This window comes from Bacillus sp. FJAT-26390, from assembly GCF_001682865.1.
Taxonomy (GTDB): Bacteria; Bacillota; Bacilli; order Paenibacillales; family Paenibacillaceae; genus Pristimantibacillus.
On sequence record NZ_MAQX01000001.1, the window covers coordinates 722,769 to 740,261 of the forward strand.

General features: G+C 49.6%; 14 protein-coding genes. 11 read left to right on the top strand and 3 right to left on the bottom strand.

The window, feature by feature from the left end; translation table 11 throughout:
* Window positions 1-15: 15 nt before the first annotated feature.
* Window positions 16-510, top strand: coding sequence for a YlbF/YmcA family competence regulator (locus tag A7975_RS03410; protein ID WP_053375799.1), 495 nt, complete (start codon window positions 16-18; stop codon window positions 508-510).
* A 164-nt stretch (window positions 511-674) separates the two neighbouring features.
* Here the strand turns inward: A7975_RS03410 and A7975_RS03415 are convergent, their stop codons facing one another.
* A complete protein-coding gene (locus A7975_RS03415) occupies window positions 675-1,289 on the bottom strand; it encodes a biotin transporter BioY (RefSeq protein ID WP_065384115.1) in 615 nt (204 codons plus the stop codon).
* A gap of 123 nt (window positions 1,290-1,412) precedes the next feature.
* On the opposite strand from A7975_RS03415, the gene A7975_RS03420 reads away from it, so the two are divergent.
* Together A7975_RS03420 and A7975_RS03425 are read left to right on the top strand one after the other, a co-directional pair.
* A complete protein-coding gene (locus tag A7975_RS03420) occupies window positions 1,413-2,270 on the top strand; it encodes an energy-coupling factor ABC transporter ATP-binding protein (protein ID WP_141680186.1) in 858 nt (285 codons plus the stop codon).
* A complete protein-coding gene (locus A7975_RS03425) occupies window positions 2,260-4,029 on the top strand; it encodes an ATP-binding cassette domain-containing protein (RefSeq protein WP_065384116.1) in 1,770 nt (589 codons plus the stop codon). The genes A7975_RS03420 and A7975_RS03425 overlap by 11 nt, the downstream gene beginning before the upstream one ends.
* Here A7975_RS03425 and A7975_RS03430 read toward each other — a convergent pair.
* Together A7975_RS03430 and A7975_RS03435 are read right to left on the bottom strand one after the other, a co-directional pair.
* Window positions 4,003-4,602: an HAD family hydrolase gene (locus A7975_RS03430; RefSeq protein WP_065384117.1), complete on the bottom strand. Its 600-nt coding sequence runs from the start codon at window positions 4,600-4,602 to the stop codon at window positions 4,003-4,005. The two genes, A7975_RS03425 and A7975_RS03430, sit on opposite strands and share 27 nt — an antisense overlap.
* Window positions 4,599-5,813 carry an MFS transporter gene (locus A7975_RS03435; RefSeq protein ID WP_065384118.1) on the bottom strand — a complete coding sequence of 405 codons (1,215 nt, stop codon included), beginning with the start codon at window positions 5,811-5,813 and terminating at the stop codon, window positions 4,599-4,601. Before A7975_RS03435 ends, A7975_RS03430 begins: the two co-directional genes overlap by 4 nt.
* A gap of 177 nt (window positions 5,814-5,990) precedes the next feature.
* Between A7975_RS03435 and lepB the strand changes: the two genes are divergently transcribed.
* The 8 genes from lepB (at window position 5,991) to A7975_RS03475 (ending at window position 17,453) form a co-directional block, all read left to right on the top strand.
* A complete protein-coding gene (lepB, locus tag A7975_RS03440; RefSeq protein ID WP_053375805.1) occupies window positions 5,991-6,533 on the top strand; it encodes a signal peptidase I in 543 nt (180 codons plus the stop codon).
* A 19-nt stretch (window positions 6,534-6,552) separates the two neighbouring features.
* A complete protein-coding gene (locus A7975_RS03445) occupies window positions 6,553-7,473 on the top strand; it encodes a DUF4184 family protein (protein ID WP_065384119.1) in 921 nt (306 codons plus the stop codon).
* Window positions 7,474-7,645: 172 nt separating this feature from the next.
* Window positions 7,646-9,124, top strand: coding sequence for a sensor histidine kinase (locus A7975_RS03450; RefSeq protein WP_053375807.1), 1,479 nt, complete (start codon window positions 7,646-7,648; stop codon window positions 9,122-9,124).
* Entirely contained in the window at window positions 9,102-9,791 is a 690-nt protein-coding gene (locus A7975_RS03455) for a response regulator transcription factor (protein ID WP_065384120.1), read from the top strand. Before A7975_RS03450 ends, A7975_RS03455 begins: the two co-directional genes overlap by 23 nt.
* Before the next feature lie 41 nt (window positions 9,792-9,832).
* Entirely contained in the window at window positions 9,833-12,862 is a 3,030-nt protein-coding gene (locus A7975_RS03460; RefSeq protein WP_065384121.1) for an efflux RND transporter permease subunit, read from the top strand.
* Between the two features lie 323 nt (window positions 12,863-13,185).
* Window positions 13,186-13,377 carry a hypothetical protein gene (locus A7975_RS03465; protein ID WP_231637633.1) on the top strand — a complete coding sequence of 64 codons (192 nt, stop codon included), beginning with the start codon at window positions 13,186-13,188 and terminating at the stop codon, window positions 13,375-13,377.
* A 183-nt stretch (window positions 13,378-13,560) separates the two neighbouring features.
* Window positions 13,561-15,513, top strand: a complete 1,953-nt coding sequence (locus A7975_RS03470) for a putative thiazole-containing bacteriocin maturation protein (protein ID WP_065384122.1) — start codon at window positions 13,561-13,563, stop codon at window positions 15,511-15,513.
* Window positions 15,510-17,453 carry a TOMM precursor leader peptide-binding protein gene (locus A7975_RS03475; RefSeq protein WP_065384123.1) on the top strand — a complete coding sequence of 648 codons (1,944 nt, stop codon included), beginning with the start codon at window positions 15,510-15,512 and terminating at the stop codon, window positions 17,451-17,453. The genes A7975_RS03470 and A7975_RS03475 overlap by 4 nt, the downstream gene beginning before the upstream one ends.
* Window positions 17,454-17,493: the final 40 nt, after the last annotated feature.

Genomic DNA, 17,493 nt, shown 5'->3' on the forward strand with positions numbered 1-17,493 from the left:
TAGGAGAGATGTCAAATGTCAGAGCAGCATACAGCAGAAAATCAAGCGGCGCAATGCGATCATGATCACGAGCACGGAGAGGGCTGCGGCATTCCGAGCTTTCACACGCGCGATCTCATCGTTCGCGAGGATATTTCGACAAAAGCGAAGGAGCTTGCCGAACTGATTTTTACGTCGGAGGAAGTTCAGCACTATCGCCGTGCAGAGCACCAAATTAACGGCAACGAGCGCGTACAGCAGCTTATTACGCAAATCAAGAAAAAACAAAAGGAAGTTGTTGCTTTCGAAACGACTTTCAAAAACGCCGATATGGTCAAAAAAATCGAAGGCGAGATGGAAATGCTGCAGGACGAGCTTGACGGCATTCCGATCGTCTCTGAATTTCAACAAAGCCAAACGGACATCAACTATTTGCTTCAGTTAGTTGTATCCATCGTACGCGACACGGTATCTGAGAAGATCAACGTTGAGGATGCGTCGGAGCCAGCACCAGAGGAATGCAGCGATTAACAGCAAAAATTGATGATTAAAGCCGTATTTCATGCTGCTCCTTAGGAGCGCTGCATGAAATACGGCTTTTTTTTGATAAAAAGGCAGCAGCCATAATAGGTTGACAGTAAAACGGCGTATCCTTATTGATAAGAACCAATAGGGATACGCCGTCTTTTTAACTTTTATGAGGAATGAAATGAAGTTTCTTCCGTTTTGTTTTTTGCGGTTGACGTTCGAATGTAGACGATGTAAGGTGTTAGGGAAACGGCTAAAATAGTGCCTACAAGCGATTTTAAAGCATCGCCGACAATAAAGGGATAAAAACCGACCGTCATTGCTTTCTGGAAAGTAAAATCAAGGGATTGCATAAGCCATGGAATGCCTAGAATGTACGAGCATAATGAGCTGAATAGCTCAAAAATAATGAAAAAAGCGATAAAGGCTACTACTTTGTTCGCCTTCAAGCTGCTTTTGAGGAACGCACCAACAGCAAGGCTTACGAGAAGCGCACAAAACGGGAAAGCGATAATAAATCCGGCAGTTGGACCGGTTAACGTCGAAATTCCGCCTTGGCCGCTGAATAAGGGCAGTCCAATTGCAGCAAGCAGGATGACGATTACGATACTAAGAAAAGCGTTGCGCGGCGCTAAGAAGAGGCCGGCTAACAATACGCCTAATGTTTGGAGCGTAATAGGTACAAACGAGCCTCCAAGCTTAATCGTCAGAGAACTCATAACGATAAATAGCGCTGCGAATAAGGCAATGAATACAAGCGACCGGATGTTATTGGATTGCATAATGGTGAACGACTCCTTTATGTACTTGCGATTTTAATGTTAACCATTTATATTTAATTTAGGTTAACAAATCGAATTGTAGCATAGCCAATCGTTTTGGGGAAGAGGTTGGGTGAAATTTTTTTGGAGCAATGGAACCAGACACAAATTGAAATGAAGCAGGTTACGGTTACGCCGCCTGTCATGCTGGAAGGACAAAAGCTGCAGCCTATCATTAGAGACGTAACGCTATCGATACATAATGGGGAATGGATCTCTCTGCTTGGACGAAACGGAAGCGGGAAGAGCACGTTAGCAAAGGCGGCTGCTGGTTTCCGAATTGCAGGCGCGGCTGGACAAGTCATTAGAAACATTCAGACAGCTGCGCAAGGCAAGCCGATTCCGATCGTCATGCAGCAGCCGGAAGCGGCTATGATTGGAGCGACGCCTTGGGAGGACGTTGTTCTATTGCTAGAGCAAAATGAGCTGCCGTCTGCCGTTATTGCCTATGAAGCGGAGCGAGCGCTGCAAAGAGCGGGACTTGGAGAGCGTATGAATCAGCCGATTGAAACGTTATCAGGCGGCCAGAAGCAGCTGGTTGCCATTGCCGGCTGTTTGGCGATGCGCTCTCCTCTTCTCGTGCTGGATGAGGTTACGGCAATGCTGGACCCTGAGGCGGCGGGCGCTGTACTTGCGCAAGTAAGGGAGCTGCACCAAAGCGGCGTGACGATTATCTGGATCACGCAAAAGCTGGAGGAGCTGCAGGGCGGCGACCGAATTATTGCCATGAATGAAGGCTCTGTCGTATTCGATGGAGCAGCTGACGCTTGGTTTGCAAGAAGCGGCAAGGGCGCAAAGGACAGCTTGTGCGAGGAGCTAGGCTTTGAAGCTCCTTATGCCGCGCAAGTGGCATGGGAGCTTGAGGAGCAGGGCGTGAAGCTGCGTCCGTTTCCGTTTACGGCTGACATGCTGACAGAGGCGGTGTCACGATATGAGCGCTGATTGGAAGATTAGCGGCGTTCGTGTCATCGCGGACGGAGCGGATAAGAAAAAGCTGCTCAGCGATGTTGATATGCATTTTGAAGCGGGCAAGATTACGCTGCTGATCGGACGAAATGGAGCGGGGAAATCTACGCTTCTCGAGACGATGGCGGGAATTCGCTCCATACAGGAGGGAGACATCGAGCTTGGCGACGAATCGCTATGGCTGAGGGACAATCGCAGAACACGCCTTAATCAAAAGGTGGCGCTTAAGTTTGGCATTGCGATGCAAAGCTCCGAGTCGCAGTGGTTTGCCGCTACCGTTCGGGATGAGCTGCTTTACTCTCTTAAACCATATAAGCTGGATGCCGCAACTGCCGAAGAGAGGTTGCTTCGGGCACTCGCTGATGCGGGTCTGGACCAGGAGCTGCTGACGCGTGATCCGTGGACGCTCAGCGGCGGGCAGCAGCGACGGCTGTCACTTGCCTGCTTGCTGGCATGTGAGCCGGAATGGCTGCTGCTGGATGAGCCGACGGCGGGGCTTGACGCCGTCGGCATACGCCGCTTGTGCGCGGTGCTTGACGCGCATAGGGCGGCGGGGCGCGGAGCGGTCGTAGCCACGCACGACCTCGACGCGCTGCTGCCGCTGGCGGACGCGGTCGCCGTGGTTAGCGGCGGCACGGTCCGCGCAGCGGCTCCTGCGGCGGCGATTGCGCATGCCGCAGCGGCGCCGCAGGCGCTTCGCGCGCTTGCGGAGCTGCGCGCGGCGGCGGCTTTGCCGCCGGAAGCGCCGGCGCCGAGCGGCGGGGCGCCATGGCCCGCGCCGCGGGAGGTTGCGGCGGCGCTGGCAGCGGAGCTGGAGCGGCGAACGAGCGCAGACGCGGATCAGCGCTCAACAAGCAGCTCACAAGTAGCTTTGAAGCAATTAAATCGGAATCCGGCTAAAGAACAACTAACGATAGACAAACATGAGTTGGAAGCGCCAGAGCGCAGCGGCGACAAGGCACATCTGCATGCGGGAGCCCAAGCGGGGAGCTCTGCACTTCTTCGTTCCGATCGTTTTGATCCGCGCGCGCTTGTGCTTGTCTATTTATTTCTTGCGGCAAGCGTTCTCGCCCAAAAAACATTTGTGGAGCTAACGCTTGCCGCACTCGTAACGCTATCTCTATTATTTCCTTTTCGAGCGCTTATTTGGCCGTGGAATCGGATCATCCGGGCATATGCCATCATGATCGTTATTTTTTGCGTAGTTGGGGGAGTCGGTTTTGGTCCGCTCTCCTTTGATTGGGAGAAGGTATGGCCTATCACGATCCGTTTCGGCAAGCTGCTGCTTATTATGCTGCTCGGGATGCCGCTGCTTAAGCTGATGTCGCCTTACCGGCTGCAGCGCGCAATTGAGCAGTCACTTGGCTGGCTCAGCAGGCTGCGTATGCCGATCCATTCGTTTGCGCTTGTCGTTACGCTTATTTTTCGGTTTATTCCGCTGCTTACAGGGGAGTGGGAGCGGTTTGCGAAGCTCGCGCATGCGAGGGGGAAAGCGTCTACGCCGCTGAAGAAGGTGCCGTTCAAAATGATTCTTTCGGTGCTAATCCCGTATATGCGTTCTATCCTAAGGCTCGCGGAGCAAATGTCAGATGCTTTGGAGGCGCGAGGCTTTGGCTACAAAAAGCGGAAGCCATCCTATGGCTTCCGTCTCAAATTCAGCCGGTCAGATGCGTGGCTGCTCAGTATTGCCGCGGCAAGCGGCATCATTTTATTGCTGCTGGCTGCCTTTCTCTAGAAGCGGGATTATGGAAGCTACCCATTCACCTTTTTCATCAGCAAGCAGCGTTCGCCAGCCAAGCGACGCTGCTTGTTTTAAATTTTTGGCTTGATCATCGACGAATAACACATGGCTTCCGGAAGGCAAATAGGCGGCTGTCCTCGCATAAATATCCGGATGGGGCTTTCTGGACGCAGCTTCACTTGAAATCGTTACGCTTTTCAAATAAGGCAGGATCGGCTTAACGATAGGCTCTACCCATGTTGGGAGATGGTTGCTCAGCAAATGAACATCGGCAATCTCGCTCCACTCGGCTACTTTCGCAAGCGCAGGCAGCGGCTGCAGGCTGCTGTCGATAAACTTTCTAGCCTGCTTCGTGCCAAGGCGCGGCGTATACGTTTTGACCCAAACCCAAAATTGATCCTCTGATAGTTCTCCTATCCATAAACGCTCGCTGATTTGCTGCTTATACGCCGCATAAAGCTCTTCCTCGGAAACGATGGCTTCAGCTGCAAGCAGCTTCCAGAAGAGAGGGGACAGGTTTGTCGCAAGGACGCCGCCAATATCAAGCACAAGCTGTGGCCTTGTCATCCTTTTAACTCCTCTGAGCGGGTGCTCGCAATGCTAAGCCGAGACGACTTACGCTCCGCCATGTACCATACCACTACAAGTGAAAATGCCATTGCTCCGAGTAGAGAGCCAAACAGAAAGCCGCCGTTGAGGCCCCAGCTTTCATTCAACCATCCAGCTAAAAATGGCCCCGAGAACATGCCGATTGCGTATAGTGCTTGGTACAAGCCCATGGCGGTCGCGCGTCCGGGAAGCTCTACGTCACGAATGGCAAGTCCGAGCAAAAGGGGCATATGCAGCCCTTGCGCAAAACCATTAATCGCCTGCGTCATGACAAGTACGCCGAACGAGTCCGCAAAAACCATGGCAGCCGTACATATCGTGCTCAAAATAAAGCCAGTGCCAATGGTGCCCCAATAGCCAAACCGAGGCGTAAACCACCTTGCCGTTACGAGTGAAGCGAAGGCATGGGGAAGCATGAAAGCAAATACGAGCATCGTCAGCTTAAGTCCGCCCGCTCCCATTTCTTCCGCTTTGAGCGGCGTAAAGCCAAACATCGTAATGAATAGTACGCCATGAGCGAGAATGGACAGCATCGATACCTGAAGCAGCGTCTTTGTTTTCACAACACTTTTGATCATTGCAAAAGACATCCCTGGCTGATCACGCTGCTCGGTGCTCGGCTCTTTCAACATGAAAGCAAGCAGCAATCCGATTGCAGCAATTGCCGCCCCGACAGTGAAAGGGGCGTTCGGGTTAAAGCCGTCACTCAACCAGCCGCTGAGCAGCATCCCGATCATTTGGCCAGATACCGTCATGACGCTAATATTGCCCATTGCACGGCCGGTTTGCCCCGCGCCAAAATAACTGGCGTACAGCACGGTAAACGCGACCCAGGTGGAAGCGCAAACGCCTGCCATCAGCCTGCCCGCAAGCGGCCATAGCCAATGATCTGGTATAAGAAACAACAAGCAGCTGATGGCTGCAGTCAACATTCCAAGCACGATGAACGGCTTGCGTTTCCCGAACCGATCCGACAGGATGCCGAGCGGAAAACGGACGAACATCTGCACGAAGCCGTAGCTTCCGAGCACGATGCCGATAAAAGGCAATGAAAATCCCCGATCGCTTAGGTAAGGCGATAGAGTTGGCACGTATACGTACATAGAAGTCCAGTATAAAATCGTAATCGTCGTAAAAAGCAACCTTTGTGCAGCTGTGATTGGTTTCATCGCCGTAAAACATCCCCTTTCTGCTTCACTTTAGCGCAAAGCAGCCTATGTTGCCACTGTTGTTTTTGTAGGTAATCGCGCCCATTTGGGAAACTTTCACCTTCCATCGGCGTATTAAGCAAAGAACTTCCTAAGATCACAGCCTATAGCAACCAATAATTGAAGAGGTGAATGTTGATGGAAAAAGAAAAGCGTCAAACAAAAAAATGGGTCAAAGAGCTTAGAGAATGGACGGTATCGCTAAGCATTGCGATTGTTGTAGCACTGCTGTTCCAGACGTATGTATATGCGCAGTCGGAAGTTCAAAACGTATCCATGCAAAATACGCTTGTAGCGGGACAACGATTAATAGAGGACAAGTGGTCCTATCGCTTCCATGAGCCGCAGCATGGGGATATCGTTATTATTAGCGGTCCTGAGAGCGAGCTGCGCCTAATCAAACGAGTAGTAGGCCTGCCTGGCGATGTGATTGACATGAAAGATGGAGAGGTTTACATAAACGGTGAAAAAATTAAAGAGGAGTATGTCAAAGGCCAAACCTTTGCAGGCAGCATAGCGGTACCATTCAAGGTAGAAGAGGGGCAGCTCTTCGTCATGGGGGACAACCGCGAGCATAGTATGGACAGCAGGGAGCTTGGTCCGATCGCAAGGTCAAGCATCGAAGGAAAAGCAATATTCCGCATTTGGCCGTTTCCGAAGTTCGGTACGCTAAATGAATAGAAGGAGCTGTAACTAAAGCATGCCGTTTACGTTATCGCATCCCTTGTTTGCAGCGCCGCTTAAGAAAGGGATTCCTTCCTTAAGCCTAACGGGCTTAATACTTGGCAGTATGGCGCCGGATTTGGAATACTTTATCGCCATGCAGCCGTTTCGATCCATCGGCCATTCCTTTTCGGGCTTCTTTTTGCTTGCGCTACCTATCTGTGTAGCGCTTGCGTTTGCATTTCACCGCATCATAAAACCTGCACTGCCTGCGATGCTGCCAAACGCCCGTGGTGTCAATCAATTTGCCGCTTACTTGAATCGCCCTTGGAAAATGGCGACAACAGCTGAGCGGCTGTTCTTTTTATTATCGCTGTTTATCGGTTTCTATTCGCATGTGTTTTTAGATCATTTTACGCATAGCAGCGGATATTTTGTGCTAAGACTGCCTGTTTTGCAAAGCATGATCTTTGGCGATCATGTTTACCATATCCTCCAGCTGTCGTTGTCGGTTCTTGGCGCATTCGTTCCTGGTTTATATTTCATGTATAGCTATCTGAATTGGTATAAGAAACGGGATCGGAATAAAAAACATAACTACTCACGAGGCTTCTATTTACAATGGGGACTTGCTATTTCCATCACATTCGTATTGTTTTTAGGCAAACTCCTTTTCTCGGGCAACTTCTTTTCCATCAGTATTTGGGTTGTTGCGCCGATAACATCTGCATTTGTTGGTTTGTATGTGACCGCAATGCTGCAAATGGCGGTCCAGAGTCGGCAAAAAAGGTTAGGCATTCTATATGCGCTACTGCTGCTTGTCATTATTGTCGGCTATAAACTCTTCTTCTATCAGTCGGAGTTTTCAATAACCGTCTGGGTTGTATACCACTGGATATTATCTGCTGTCATTGTGGCGAGCACGTATTTAAGCCGCGGAAGAAGTAAATCCAATTAATTTAATCCATTAAATTTTTTATGGCATTAAATATATGCCGCATTAATCAAATGTAACCTAATTCCAACCAAACGTAATAATTTTGTAAGAAATGGTTCCTAGTTCGTTTAGAAATACCCTTTATGATTAACCATAGACTCAACAATAAAGTTTAAGCGAGGCGTGAACGGGATTGTCGATTCGAGTGAAGCTCTACATGTCTTACTTAGCCATGATTTTTGTGCCTCTCATTATTATGCTTGTATTTGTAGTATTCGTCTTTTACGCACGTGGGGAAGAGGATGTCCGTCAATATTTCGAAAATGAGCGCAAGGAGCCCTATCAACAAGCACTCGTCTTCGGCGAATTGTCTTATGTGTTAAAGAATGATTCAGGACAGCTGGAGAAGGAGAAGTATTTGACTGACATCCAAGAAAGGCTCGGAGAGCTTTGGGCTGGTCTTTTGATTTCCAAGGATGGGCAAATCATATCGATTGCGCCTTTCCTCGAAAATCTCGACCTGGGGCAAAATTGGCAAAAGCTGCTGGACCTTCCGCCTGAGACGGTGACCTTTCATTCATTCCGGTTCGAAACCAATGTGATGCATTTCGTTTATCCGGATGGAAGCGAAGGCAAGGTGGTGCTTTTTAGGCGAAAGAACACCGTTCCTATTCATTGGAGACCCGCAAGCAATGTATTAGGCTTGGCACTGATTGGATTAACAAGCCTTCTGCTTACCTATTTTGTATCCAGAAGCATTATTCGTCCGATTAAGAAGCTGGAAGCAGCGGCGCTGCAAATAAAGGATGGTGATTTGTCACATAAGGTTGAAGCGACGACCAAAGGGGAAATTGGACAGCTAAGCATCGCTTTTGAAGAAATGAGAGTGAGGCTGCAGCAATCCATCGATCAAAGCTTGCAATATGAAGAGAACCGAAAGATGCTGCTCTCCCATATTTCACATGATTTAAAAACGCCGATATCAGCTATCAAAGGTTATGTCGAAGGCATAATGGACGGCATTGCCAATACGGATGACATGCGCAAGCGTTACATGGAGACGATCTATCTGAAGGCAACGGATATGGACCAATTGATCGATGAGCTTTTTCTCTTCTCGAAGCTCGACCTCCAAACCGTCGCATTTGATTTCAAAGTCATCGATATCGGCCGTTATATGGCGCATTTTTTGGAAGAACAGCGCTTTGATCTGGACAAGTCGGGCGTAAAACTGCTCTATTCGGAGGATGACGCGAAATCGATCTTGATCGCCGCAGATCCTGATAAGCTCAGCCGCGTTCTCACTAATGTGTTGAATAATTGCGTCAAATATATGGGTCAGGAATCCGAGCTCGCAGACAAGGAAATTAAAGTCAGAGTGAAGGAGCAAGGGCAATACGCCCTGGTCGAGATCGAAGACACAGGTCCTGGAATTGATGCTGAGGACTTGCCGTATATTTTCGATCGATTCTATCGTGCTGAGCAATCGCGAAACTCGGAAACAGGAGGAAGCGGCCTTGGCCTCGCGATTGTCAAACAAATTATTGAAGGGCATGGCGGTGTCGTATGGGCAGAGAATGCAGAGCATGGCGGGGCCAGATTCTGTCTGAAGCTGCCGAGATCGACAACTGTTAAAACGGTGGATGAGCATGAAGAACATACTAATTATTGAAGACGAGAAGGCCATAGCCGAGCTCGAACGTGATTATTTGGAAAGCTACGGCTTCTCCGTTCATATTGAAGGGAGGGGCGATATCGGGCTGCAAAAAGCTTTAGAAGGCAAGTTTGACCTTATTATTTTGGATGTGATGCTGCCTAAAATTGACGGTTTCGAAATATGCCGTCAAATCAGGCAGTCAGTCAATATTCCAGTACTAATGGTGACAGCCAAAAAGGAAGACATCGATAAAATTAGAGGCCTCGGCCTCGGCGCTGATGATTATATGACCAAACCATTCAGCCCAAGCGAGCTCGTTGCTCGTGTGAAAGCACACTTGGCTCGATATGAACGGCTCACTGGCGATAAAGGCGAGCGAGGCGACCATATTCGCATTCGCGGCTTATTTATCGATAAGCTCTCGCGCAGAGTTATGATTCATGAACAGGAAGCGATGCTGACCTCGAAGGAATACGAGCTTCTGCTGCTGCTCGCTTCTCATCCGAATCGGGTATTCGAGAAGGAAGAGCTGTTTGAGCGGATATGGGGACTTGATTCCAACGGTGACGCAGCAACGGTTACGGTCCATATTCGGAGGCTGCGCGAGAAGATAGAGCATGATCCATCTAAGCCTCAGTATATTGAGACGATTTGGGGAGTGGGCTATCGCTTTAAAGTTTAGCAAGGCAAGCAAGGTAGATAGAAAACGAGGAGTGGAACCTATTGAAAAGTATTATCCGATTTTCGCTTAACAACAAATTTGCATTATGGATTCTAACGCTTCTTATTTTATTCGCGGGACTTTATTCGGGTATGAATATGAAAATGGAAACATTGCCGGATATTACCGTTCCGATCGTTAGCGTCACAACGGTATATCCTGGCGCTGCGCCGGAAGAAATTATGGAGAAGGTCACGAAACCGATTGAACAGCGCACGCGCAATCTAAAGGGCGTTAACGTAGTTAGCTCAACGTCCTATGAGAATGCTTCGTCGGTCGTCATCGAATATACGTATGAGACGAATATGGATGAAGCGGCTGCAGAAGTGAAAAATGTGCTAGCTGAGATATCGCTCCCAGATGGAGCGCAGGATCCCTCTGTATCCCGTATCAGCCTGAATGCTTTCCCGGTATTGTCGCTTAGCTTATCTAACGACAAAATGAACTTGGAGCAGCTTACGAAGGAAGTGCAAAACAATATTTTGCCTCGTATGCAAGGTATTGATGGCGTAGCCAGCATTCAATTGTCCGGGCAAAACGTCATGGAAGGCGAGCTTGCCTTCAAAGCGGACAAACTGAAACAAATCGGATTAACGCAGGACATGGTGAAAGGCATCATTCAAGCCTCGGCCATATCGGTGCCCCTTGGCATATATGAATTTGGCGATTCGGAGAAAGCGATCGTCGTTGACGGAAATGTTTCCAGTGAGGATGACTTGAAAAATTTAATCATCGTCCCGGGCGTCAAGCTTAGCGATATTGCGGATATCAGCATTGTCGGCAAAGCGGAATCGATCTCCAGAACGAACGGCAAGGACGCCATTGGCTTGAACGTCGTGAAATCGGCCGATGCGAATACGGTCGATGTCGTAAACAACGTCAAAGCCGAAATCAAAGAGCTGGAAAGCAAAAATGCCGGCTTGTCCATCGTAACGACGCTTGATCAAGGCAAGCCAATCGAGGATTCCGTTCATACGATGCTTAGCAAAGCGATTATCGGAGCATTGTTCGCGGTTATCATCATTATGATTTTCTTGCGTGACATTCGTTCCACGATCATTGCAGTCGTATCCATTCCACTGTCTATCCTGATTGCACTTCTGGTTCTCGGACAAATGGATATTACGTTAAACATTATGACGCTAGGCGCAATGACCGTTGCAATCGGGCGCGTTATCGATGACTCGATTGTCGTTATCGAGAACGTCTACCGAAGGATGGCGCTCTCTACTGAGAAGCTGAAAGGCAAGGACTTGATTCTCGATGCAACGAAGGAAATGTTCATACCGATCTTGGCGTCTACGGTCGTAACGATCGCAGTATTCCTGCCGCTCGGACTTGTGTCTGGCATGATTGGCGAAATGTTCCTTCCCTTCGCATTAACAATCGTTTTCGCACTGCTTGCATCACTTCTTGTTGCCATTACCGTTGTTCCAATGCTGGCGCATATGATGTTCCGCAAAGGATTGAAGCCAGGCAAAGCGCATCATGATAAGCCAGGACGTACGGCTGAATGGTACAAAAGCGTGCTTCGCTGGTCGCTAAACCACAAGCTGGTCGCTTTTGGATTGGCTGTTCTCCTTCTTGTAGGCAGCTTGTTCCTCATTCCGGTAATCGGCACCAGCTTCATCGCTGGCGACGAGCAAAAAATGATGGTCGTTTCCTACAACCCTGCACCAGGCGAAACACGCGAGCAAGTTGAGAAAATGGCACTGGACGCTGAAAATAAATTAATGGGCCGCGAAGGCATCAACGTCGTGCAATATGCGGTTGGCGGACAAAATCCATTCAGCCCGGGAGCGTCCAAGCAAGCGTTGTTCAACCTGAGCTATGACGAGAAGTTTGCTGGATTTACGGAAGAGAAAGAAAAAATAGTACCGCTGCTGCAGGAGCTTGGCGGCAAAGGCGAATGGAAGCAGCAAGACTTTGCAGGCGGCGGTCTTGGCGGATCGGGAATATCCATGCTCGTATACGGACCGGATATGAAGTCGCTTCAGCCCGTTGTTGATGATTTAATTACGAAGCTTGAAGGCAACAAGGATTTGAAAAATATTGATTCCAGCTTATCCGAAACCTATGAGCAGTACCGCTTAGTAGCTAATCAAGAAAAGCTAAGTCAAAACGGCCTAACGGCTGGTCAAATCGCGATGGCGCTGAGTCCCGTTCATGAACGTCCAGTGCTGACGACGATTGAAAAGGACGGCGAGCAATTTAATGTGTATGTGAAAGTTGAAGCCAAAACCTATACAGATAAAGCGGATCTTGAAAATGTGAAGCTGACATCGCAAATGGGTACAGAAGTTGCGCTTAAAGATGTTGTGACAATCGAGGAAGGCGAGTCGCCTAACACGATCACAAGACGTGATGACCGCATTTACGCTGAGGTCAAAGCTGATGTAACGGCATCCGATGTAGGGAAAGTATCTGCGGAAATTCAGAAGATGATAGACGATACTAAACTGCCCGCTGGCATTGACATCGATATGGGCGGCGTTACGGAGCAAATCAATGAATCGTTCACACAGCTTGGTCTAGCGATGCTTGCCGCAATTGCGGTTGTATATCTAGTGCTTGTCATCACGTTTGGCGGAGCATTAACGCCATTCGCCATTTTGTTCTCCCTGCCGTTTACGATTATCGGCGCATTGGTAGGCTTGCTCATCGCTGGCGAAACACTCAGTGTGACGGCAATGATCGGAGCGCTGATGCTTATCGGAATTGTCGTAACGAATGCGATCGTACTCGTAGACCGCGTTATTCAGAAGGAGAAAGAAGGTTTGTCCGTACGCGATGCATTGATTGAAGCAGCGGGTACGCGCCTTCGTCCGATCTTGATGACGGCGATTGCTACTGTTGGAGCATTGCTTCCGCTTGCGCTCGGATTTGAATCCGGCGGCTTGATCTCCAAAGGGATGGCGGTTACCGTTATCGGCGGCTTAACAAGCTCTACGCTGCTCACGCTCATTATCGTGCCTGTCGTTTACGAGTTCTTGAACCGCAAGAAGAAAACTCGCGCAGTCGAACAAGAATAAGAGTGAGTGATTTATGCCTAAAGGCGTAATAAAAGGCTGTTTTCAAGGTCAATGACCTTGAAGGCAGCCTTTTTGCTTGCGATTGAAAATAGGCATGATTTCCGTATCTAGGCGGATGAATCAGTAACACTAGCGGAGGTAATTTCATACGTATATGTCATGAACGATCTGCGGCATATGGCCAGTTTGAGCTGCTTGGTATACAGTTGTTCATTCTTGTCTAACCGCTTAAAAAATCATAACACATAACGGAGGCTACTGAGATGAATGAGTTTAAGAATGATCTGCAAAATTTGAATATTGACCCGTACAAAACAAGCGGAATGACGCCAAATGGCGGCCAAGGTCAAGTTGATCCTAACAATTCACGGCTATGCATCGGCTTTTGTATTGGCTTTTGCATCGGCTTCTGTTCCTGCGGCGGCTGCGGCGGCTGTGGCGGTTGTGCTCGTTGCGCGGGCTGCGCACGCTGCGGTGGCTGTGCTCGTTGCGGAGGATGTGCACGCTGTCGCTAATGCATTTTAAATAAGGCAAATGAATGAGAAAATGAGGGCGCTCCTGTAAGCGATTCAGCTGACAGGGGCTCTCTTTTTTTTCTATATAAGATCTAGCATGACGGACAAATAGCCTTACATACCTTTAAAGAAGTAATGTTGAACTGTTTGTTTTGCATAATTCACGATAAGGAGGAATGGCGTTTGGATCCTTCTATGCGTCTTAAAGTAAGAGGGGATACTTTTTTTCTCCCAAGCTCTGACGGAAGCGTCTATTTTCGAAACAATATTGGGTCATTTCGAATGGAAGGCAGCACGATCGACCAGTGGATTGAAAAGCTGATGCCCGTATTTAACGGTGAGCATTCGATGTTTGAATTGACGGAAGGATTGCCGGAACAATACCAAAAGCATGTCTATGAAATCGCGGAGACGCTATATGCGAACGGTTACGTCAGGGATGTAAGCAAGGACGTGCCGCATCAGCTGCAAGAGAGTGTGCTTAAGAAATATGCTTCTCAAATCGAATTTTTGGACAGCTTTGAAGGTTCGGGCGCGTACAGGTTCCAGCGTTTTCGCCAGTCAAGCGTACTCGCCGTTGGGTCTGGCCCTTTTTTGGTATCTTTAATCAGATCCTTATTGGAGTCTGGTTTGACCCAAATTCAAATGCTGGATACGAATCCGGAATCGACTAATCGCGAGCGAATATCGGAGCTTGCGGAGCATGCCCGCCAGGTGGACGGTGATGTTAAGTTGGACGAGATCGTATGGCAAAAGGATCGGGAGATCGATTGGCAGTCGGTCGTGCAGCCGTTCGATGCAGTGCTGCTGGTATCGGGTGAGGGTGGCATGCCGCGATTAAAAGCTCTGCAGGCGATATGCAAAGCGGAAAATAAGGTGCTGCTGCCTGCCGTGATCCTGAAGCAAGCAGGAATAGCCGGTCCGCTCATACAGCCCGATTCGGATGTTGACTTTGAATCGGCATGGCGCAGGCTCCATCAGCATGCTGTTGAAAAGGAGTCGCGGCACCACGTTGTCTCCGCAACAGCAGAAGCGATGCTCGCGAACGTAATCGTCTTTGAATGGCTGAAAACAGCTACAGAAGTTGCTGCATCCGCTTTAAAAAACAAACTATTCCTGCTTAATTTGGAGACGCTGGAAGGGGGCTGGCACGCGTTCCTCCCTCATCCGCTGGCAGGTAGTCGACCAGCTGGCGAAAGGATAGAAAATTTGAATTTGCTGCTGGAAAGGAAGACCGAAGAGAAGCTGCCGACGGGATTGATCACTTACTTTAGCGGTTTAACCTCTAGTGAAACAGGTATTCTTCATGAATGGGAGGAGGGCGAGCTGCGCCAGCTTCCACTGTCACAGTGCCGTGCGCAGGCGGTTGACCCGCTGTCGGCAGGCCCGGCAGAGGTGCTTCCAGCAATCATACGCAATGGCATTAACCATGAGGAAGCGCGGAGGGAAGCTGGCCTTGCCGGAATTGAAGCCTACTTATCGAGAATGACGGATGTGCTGTTAAATACGGAACGGGAGGGAAGCGGTGATCTTGACGGATCTCGTCCAAATGAATTCGTTGGCGTGGGAGCGGGCGAAACGATTGCCGAGGGTATTGGCCGGGCGTTGCAAACATGCTTGACTGCAGAACTTGAAAAAATGTTCGAGGCGAGCGAACCTTCTGTTCATTTAACAAACGTAAGCCAAGTGGACGATGAACGCAGCCGCTATTATATAAATGCGTTAACAACGATGCAAGGAGCGCCTGCGATTGGCTTTGGCGAGGCATTGTCTGGCTTCCCAGTCGTTTGGGTTGGAACAAGAGACCGCTGGTATGGCGCGGTTGATTTTAACCGGACGAGGGCGCTGCGCAGATCGCTGCAGCAAGCGCTGCTGGATATCCAAAACCAAGCGGCTTTCGAAACGGAAAATGCGATCAGAAAGTCTTCTGTAAGTGTGATAGGCGCTTCTATAGAGGATTTCTCAGTTCCAGCTAGCGATACTGTTGCTCATCGAGAAATTTTACAAGCTGCACTTGCTTTATTGCAAAAAAATCGCAAGCGTATTGTCGTCTATGATCTAACGGTAGAGACGTTCCTAAAAGAGGAGCTTGCCGGCGCATTCGGCGTGTCGCTTAGGGAGGAGGATGAAAGGTGAGCGCATTGTTGGCAGTTATTGGAGAAGGCCAGCTCGCAGATTTTGTTTGCGGCGAATTATGGGAAGACCATCAAATTGTAAGGCAAAAGGATCTCTCAACTGAGGTACCGGTCACCGCTGCGCTGGCGCTAGTGCTGGATGATGGCTATAACCCCGCGGATCATCTAGCTGCGGAAGAGGTATTCCAGCGCTCCGGCATTCCTTGGCTGCGCGGTTTCGTTTCGTTCGGCGAAGGTTTGATCGGGCCGCTGGTCGTTCCGGGAGTGGCTGGATGCTCGCAGTGCGCCGATCTTCGGCGCCTAATGGCGGGAAACGACCGGAAGGAAATGTGGGAGATTCAGCAGCGCCATTTTATGCAAGGCGGGACTTTTCCTGATGTATGGTCCTCTCGTTTAGGTCTTCTGCATATGGCGCAAGTGGTTGCATCGGAAGCTCGGAGAGTGCTGGCTGGCGAATACGCACTAACGGAAAATCGGCTCATGTTCATCCATCTTCAAACCTTGAATAGCTCTTCGCATTTTTTCTTGCCGGATCCGCTTTGTCCGTTATGCGGACGGATAACGGAGGATTCTGTGAGCTCGTCTCGCATAGCGCTCCAGCCAAGTCCGAAGGTCAGCGAAAACAGCTACCGAAGCCGCTCGATGACGGAGCTTAAAGGGGTGCTGGCGGATGACTATATGGATGCTCGGACGGGATTTTTGAATGGCAAAATGATCGATCTCTCTTCGCCATTTGCCGATTCAAGCATCAATCTGCCGTTGTTCTCGGGGGATGAAGGCTGCGCTGGGCGTACCCATTCCTATGCGGACAGCGAGATGACGGCGATTCTAGAAGGCTTGGAGCGGTACTGCGGCATGTCGCCAAGGGGGAAGCAAACAGCCGTTCATGACAGCTATCGACATTTGAAAGATCAAGCGCTTAATCCCGTGCGGGTAGGAGTGCATGAGAAGGGGATGTACGATAGTGCCGACTTCCCTTTTCGGCCATTTGACCCCAGCAGGCCAATCGACTGGGTTTGGGGCTATTCTTTTTTGCAGGAGCGCCCTATCCTTGTGCCGGAGCTGCTTGCTTATTATAGCTCAGGCTGCGGCCAAGGTTTTGTTTATGAAACCTCGAACGGATGTGCATTAGGCGGAAGCCTAGAGGAAGCTATATTTTACGGCATAATGGAAGTGGTAGAACGTGATTCGTTTCTGATGACCTGGTATGCGCAGCTGCAGCTTACCCCTCTAGATCCCTATTCCGCCGGAGATCTTGAATTGAATTTAATGATCGAGCGTCTGCGTGAGGTTGCCGGCTACGATATCCATTTGTTTAATTCGACGATGGAGCATGGCATTCCAAGCGTGTGGGCGATTTCAAAAAACAGGTCGGATAAAGGCGTGAATCTGATTTGCGCAGCAGGCGCCCATCCGGATCCCGTGCGTGCGGCAAAAGGCGCGATTCATGAGCTCTCGGGCATGATGCTGTCGTTGAACGAGAAATTGGAGGAGAATCGGGAGCAATACGAGCAAATGCTCCATGATCCGCTCCTAGTTCGGCAAATGGATGATCATTCCATGCTGTACAGCTTAAAGCAAGCGGAGGATCGACTACATTTTTTACTCCAAAACGGCCGTCCTCTTCGTACTTTCGCAGAGGAGTTCCAACCAAGAGTGAGGCATGCGGATTTGACTGAGGACTTAAAGGATATTCTTCATTCGTTACGTGAACGGAATCTGGAAGTTATCGTAGTGGACCAGACGACACCGGAGACGCTGCGAAATGGTCTTCATTGTGTGAAGGTATTGATTCCGGGCATGCTGCCCATGACGTTTGGACAACATCTTGTCCGCCTGACAGGTTTGGAGCGGGTGCTCCAAGTGCCCGCGGAACTTGGGTATGCGGAGCAGCCGCTTGCACCCGAACAGCTTAATTTGCACCCGCACCCATTCCCATGAGTCTGGTCTAAAGCTACGTAGCAAAGTCTTTAGGAGGAGA

What these genes read in the sequence shown, in the direction of transcription:
- A7975_RS03410 (WP_053375799.1), top strand. Translation starts at nt 16, where the DNA reads ATGTCAGAGCAGCATACAGCAGAAAATCAAGCGGCGCAATGCGATCAT.
- A7975_RS03415 (WP_065384115.1), bottom strand. Translation starts at nt 1,289, where the DNA reads ATGCAATCCAATAACATCCGGTCGCTTGTATTCATTGCCTTATTCGCA.
- A7975_RS03425 (WP_065384116.1), top strand. Translation starts at nt 2,260, where the DNA reads ATGAGCGCTGATTGGAAGATTAGCGGCGTTCGTGTCATCGCGGACGGA.
- A7975_RS03430 (WP_065384117.1), bottom strand. Translation starts at nt 4,602, where the DNA reads ATGACAAGGCCACAGCTTGTGCTTGATATTGGCGGCGTCCTTGCGACA.
- A7975_RS03435 (WP_065384118.1), bottom strand. Translation starts at nt 5,813, where the DNA reads ATGAAACCAATCACAGCTGCACAAAGGTTGCTTTTTACGACGATTACG.
- lepB (WP_053375805.1), top strand. Translation starts at nt 5,991, where the DNA reads ATGGAAAAAGAAAAGCGTCAAACAAAAAAATGGGTCAAAGAGCTTAGA.
- A7975_RS03445 (WP_065384119.1), top strand. Translation starts at nt 6,553, where the DNA reads ATGCCGTTTACGTTATCGCATCCCTTGTTTGCAGCGCCGCTTAAGAAA.
- A7975_RS03455 (WP_065384120.1), top strand. Translation starts at nt 9,102, where the DNA reads ATGAAGAACATACTAATTATTGAAGACGAGAAGGCCATAGCCGAGCTC.
- A7975_RS03465 (WP_231637633.1), top strand. Translation starts at nt 13,186, where the DNA reads ATGACGCCAAATGGCGGCCAAGGTCAAGTTGATCCTAACAATTCACGG.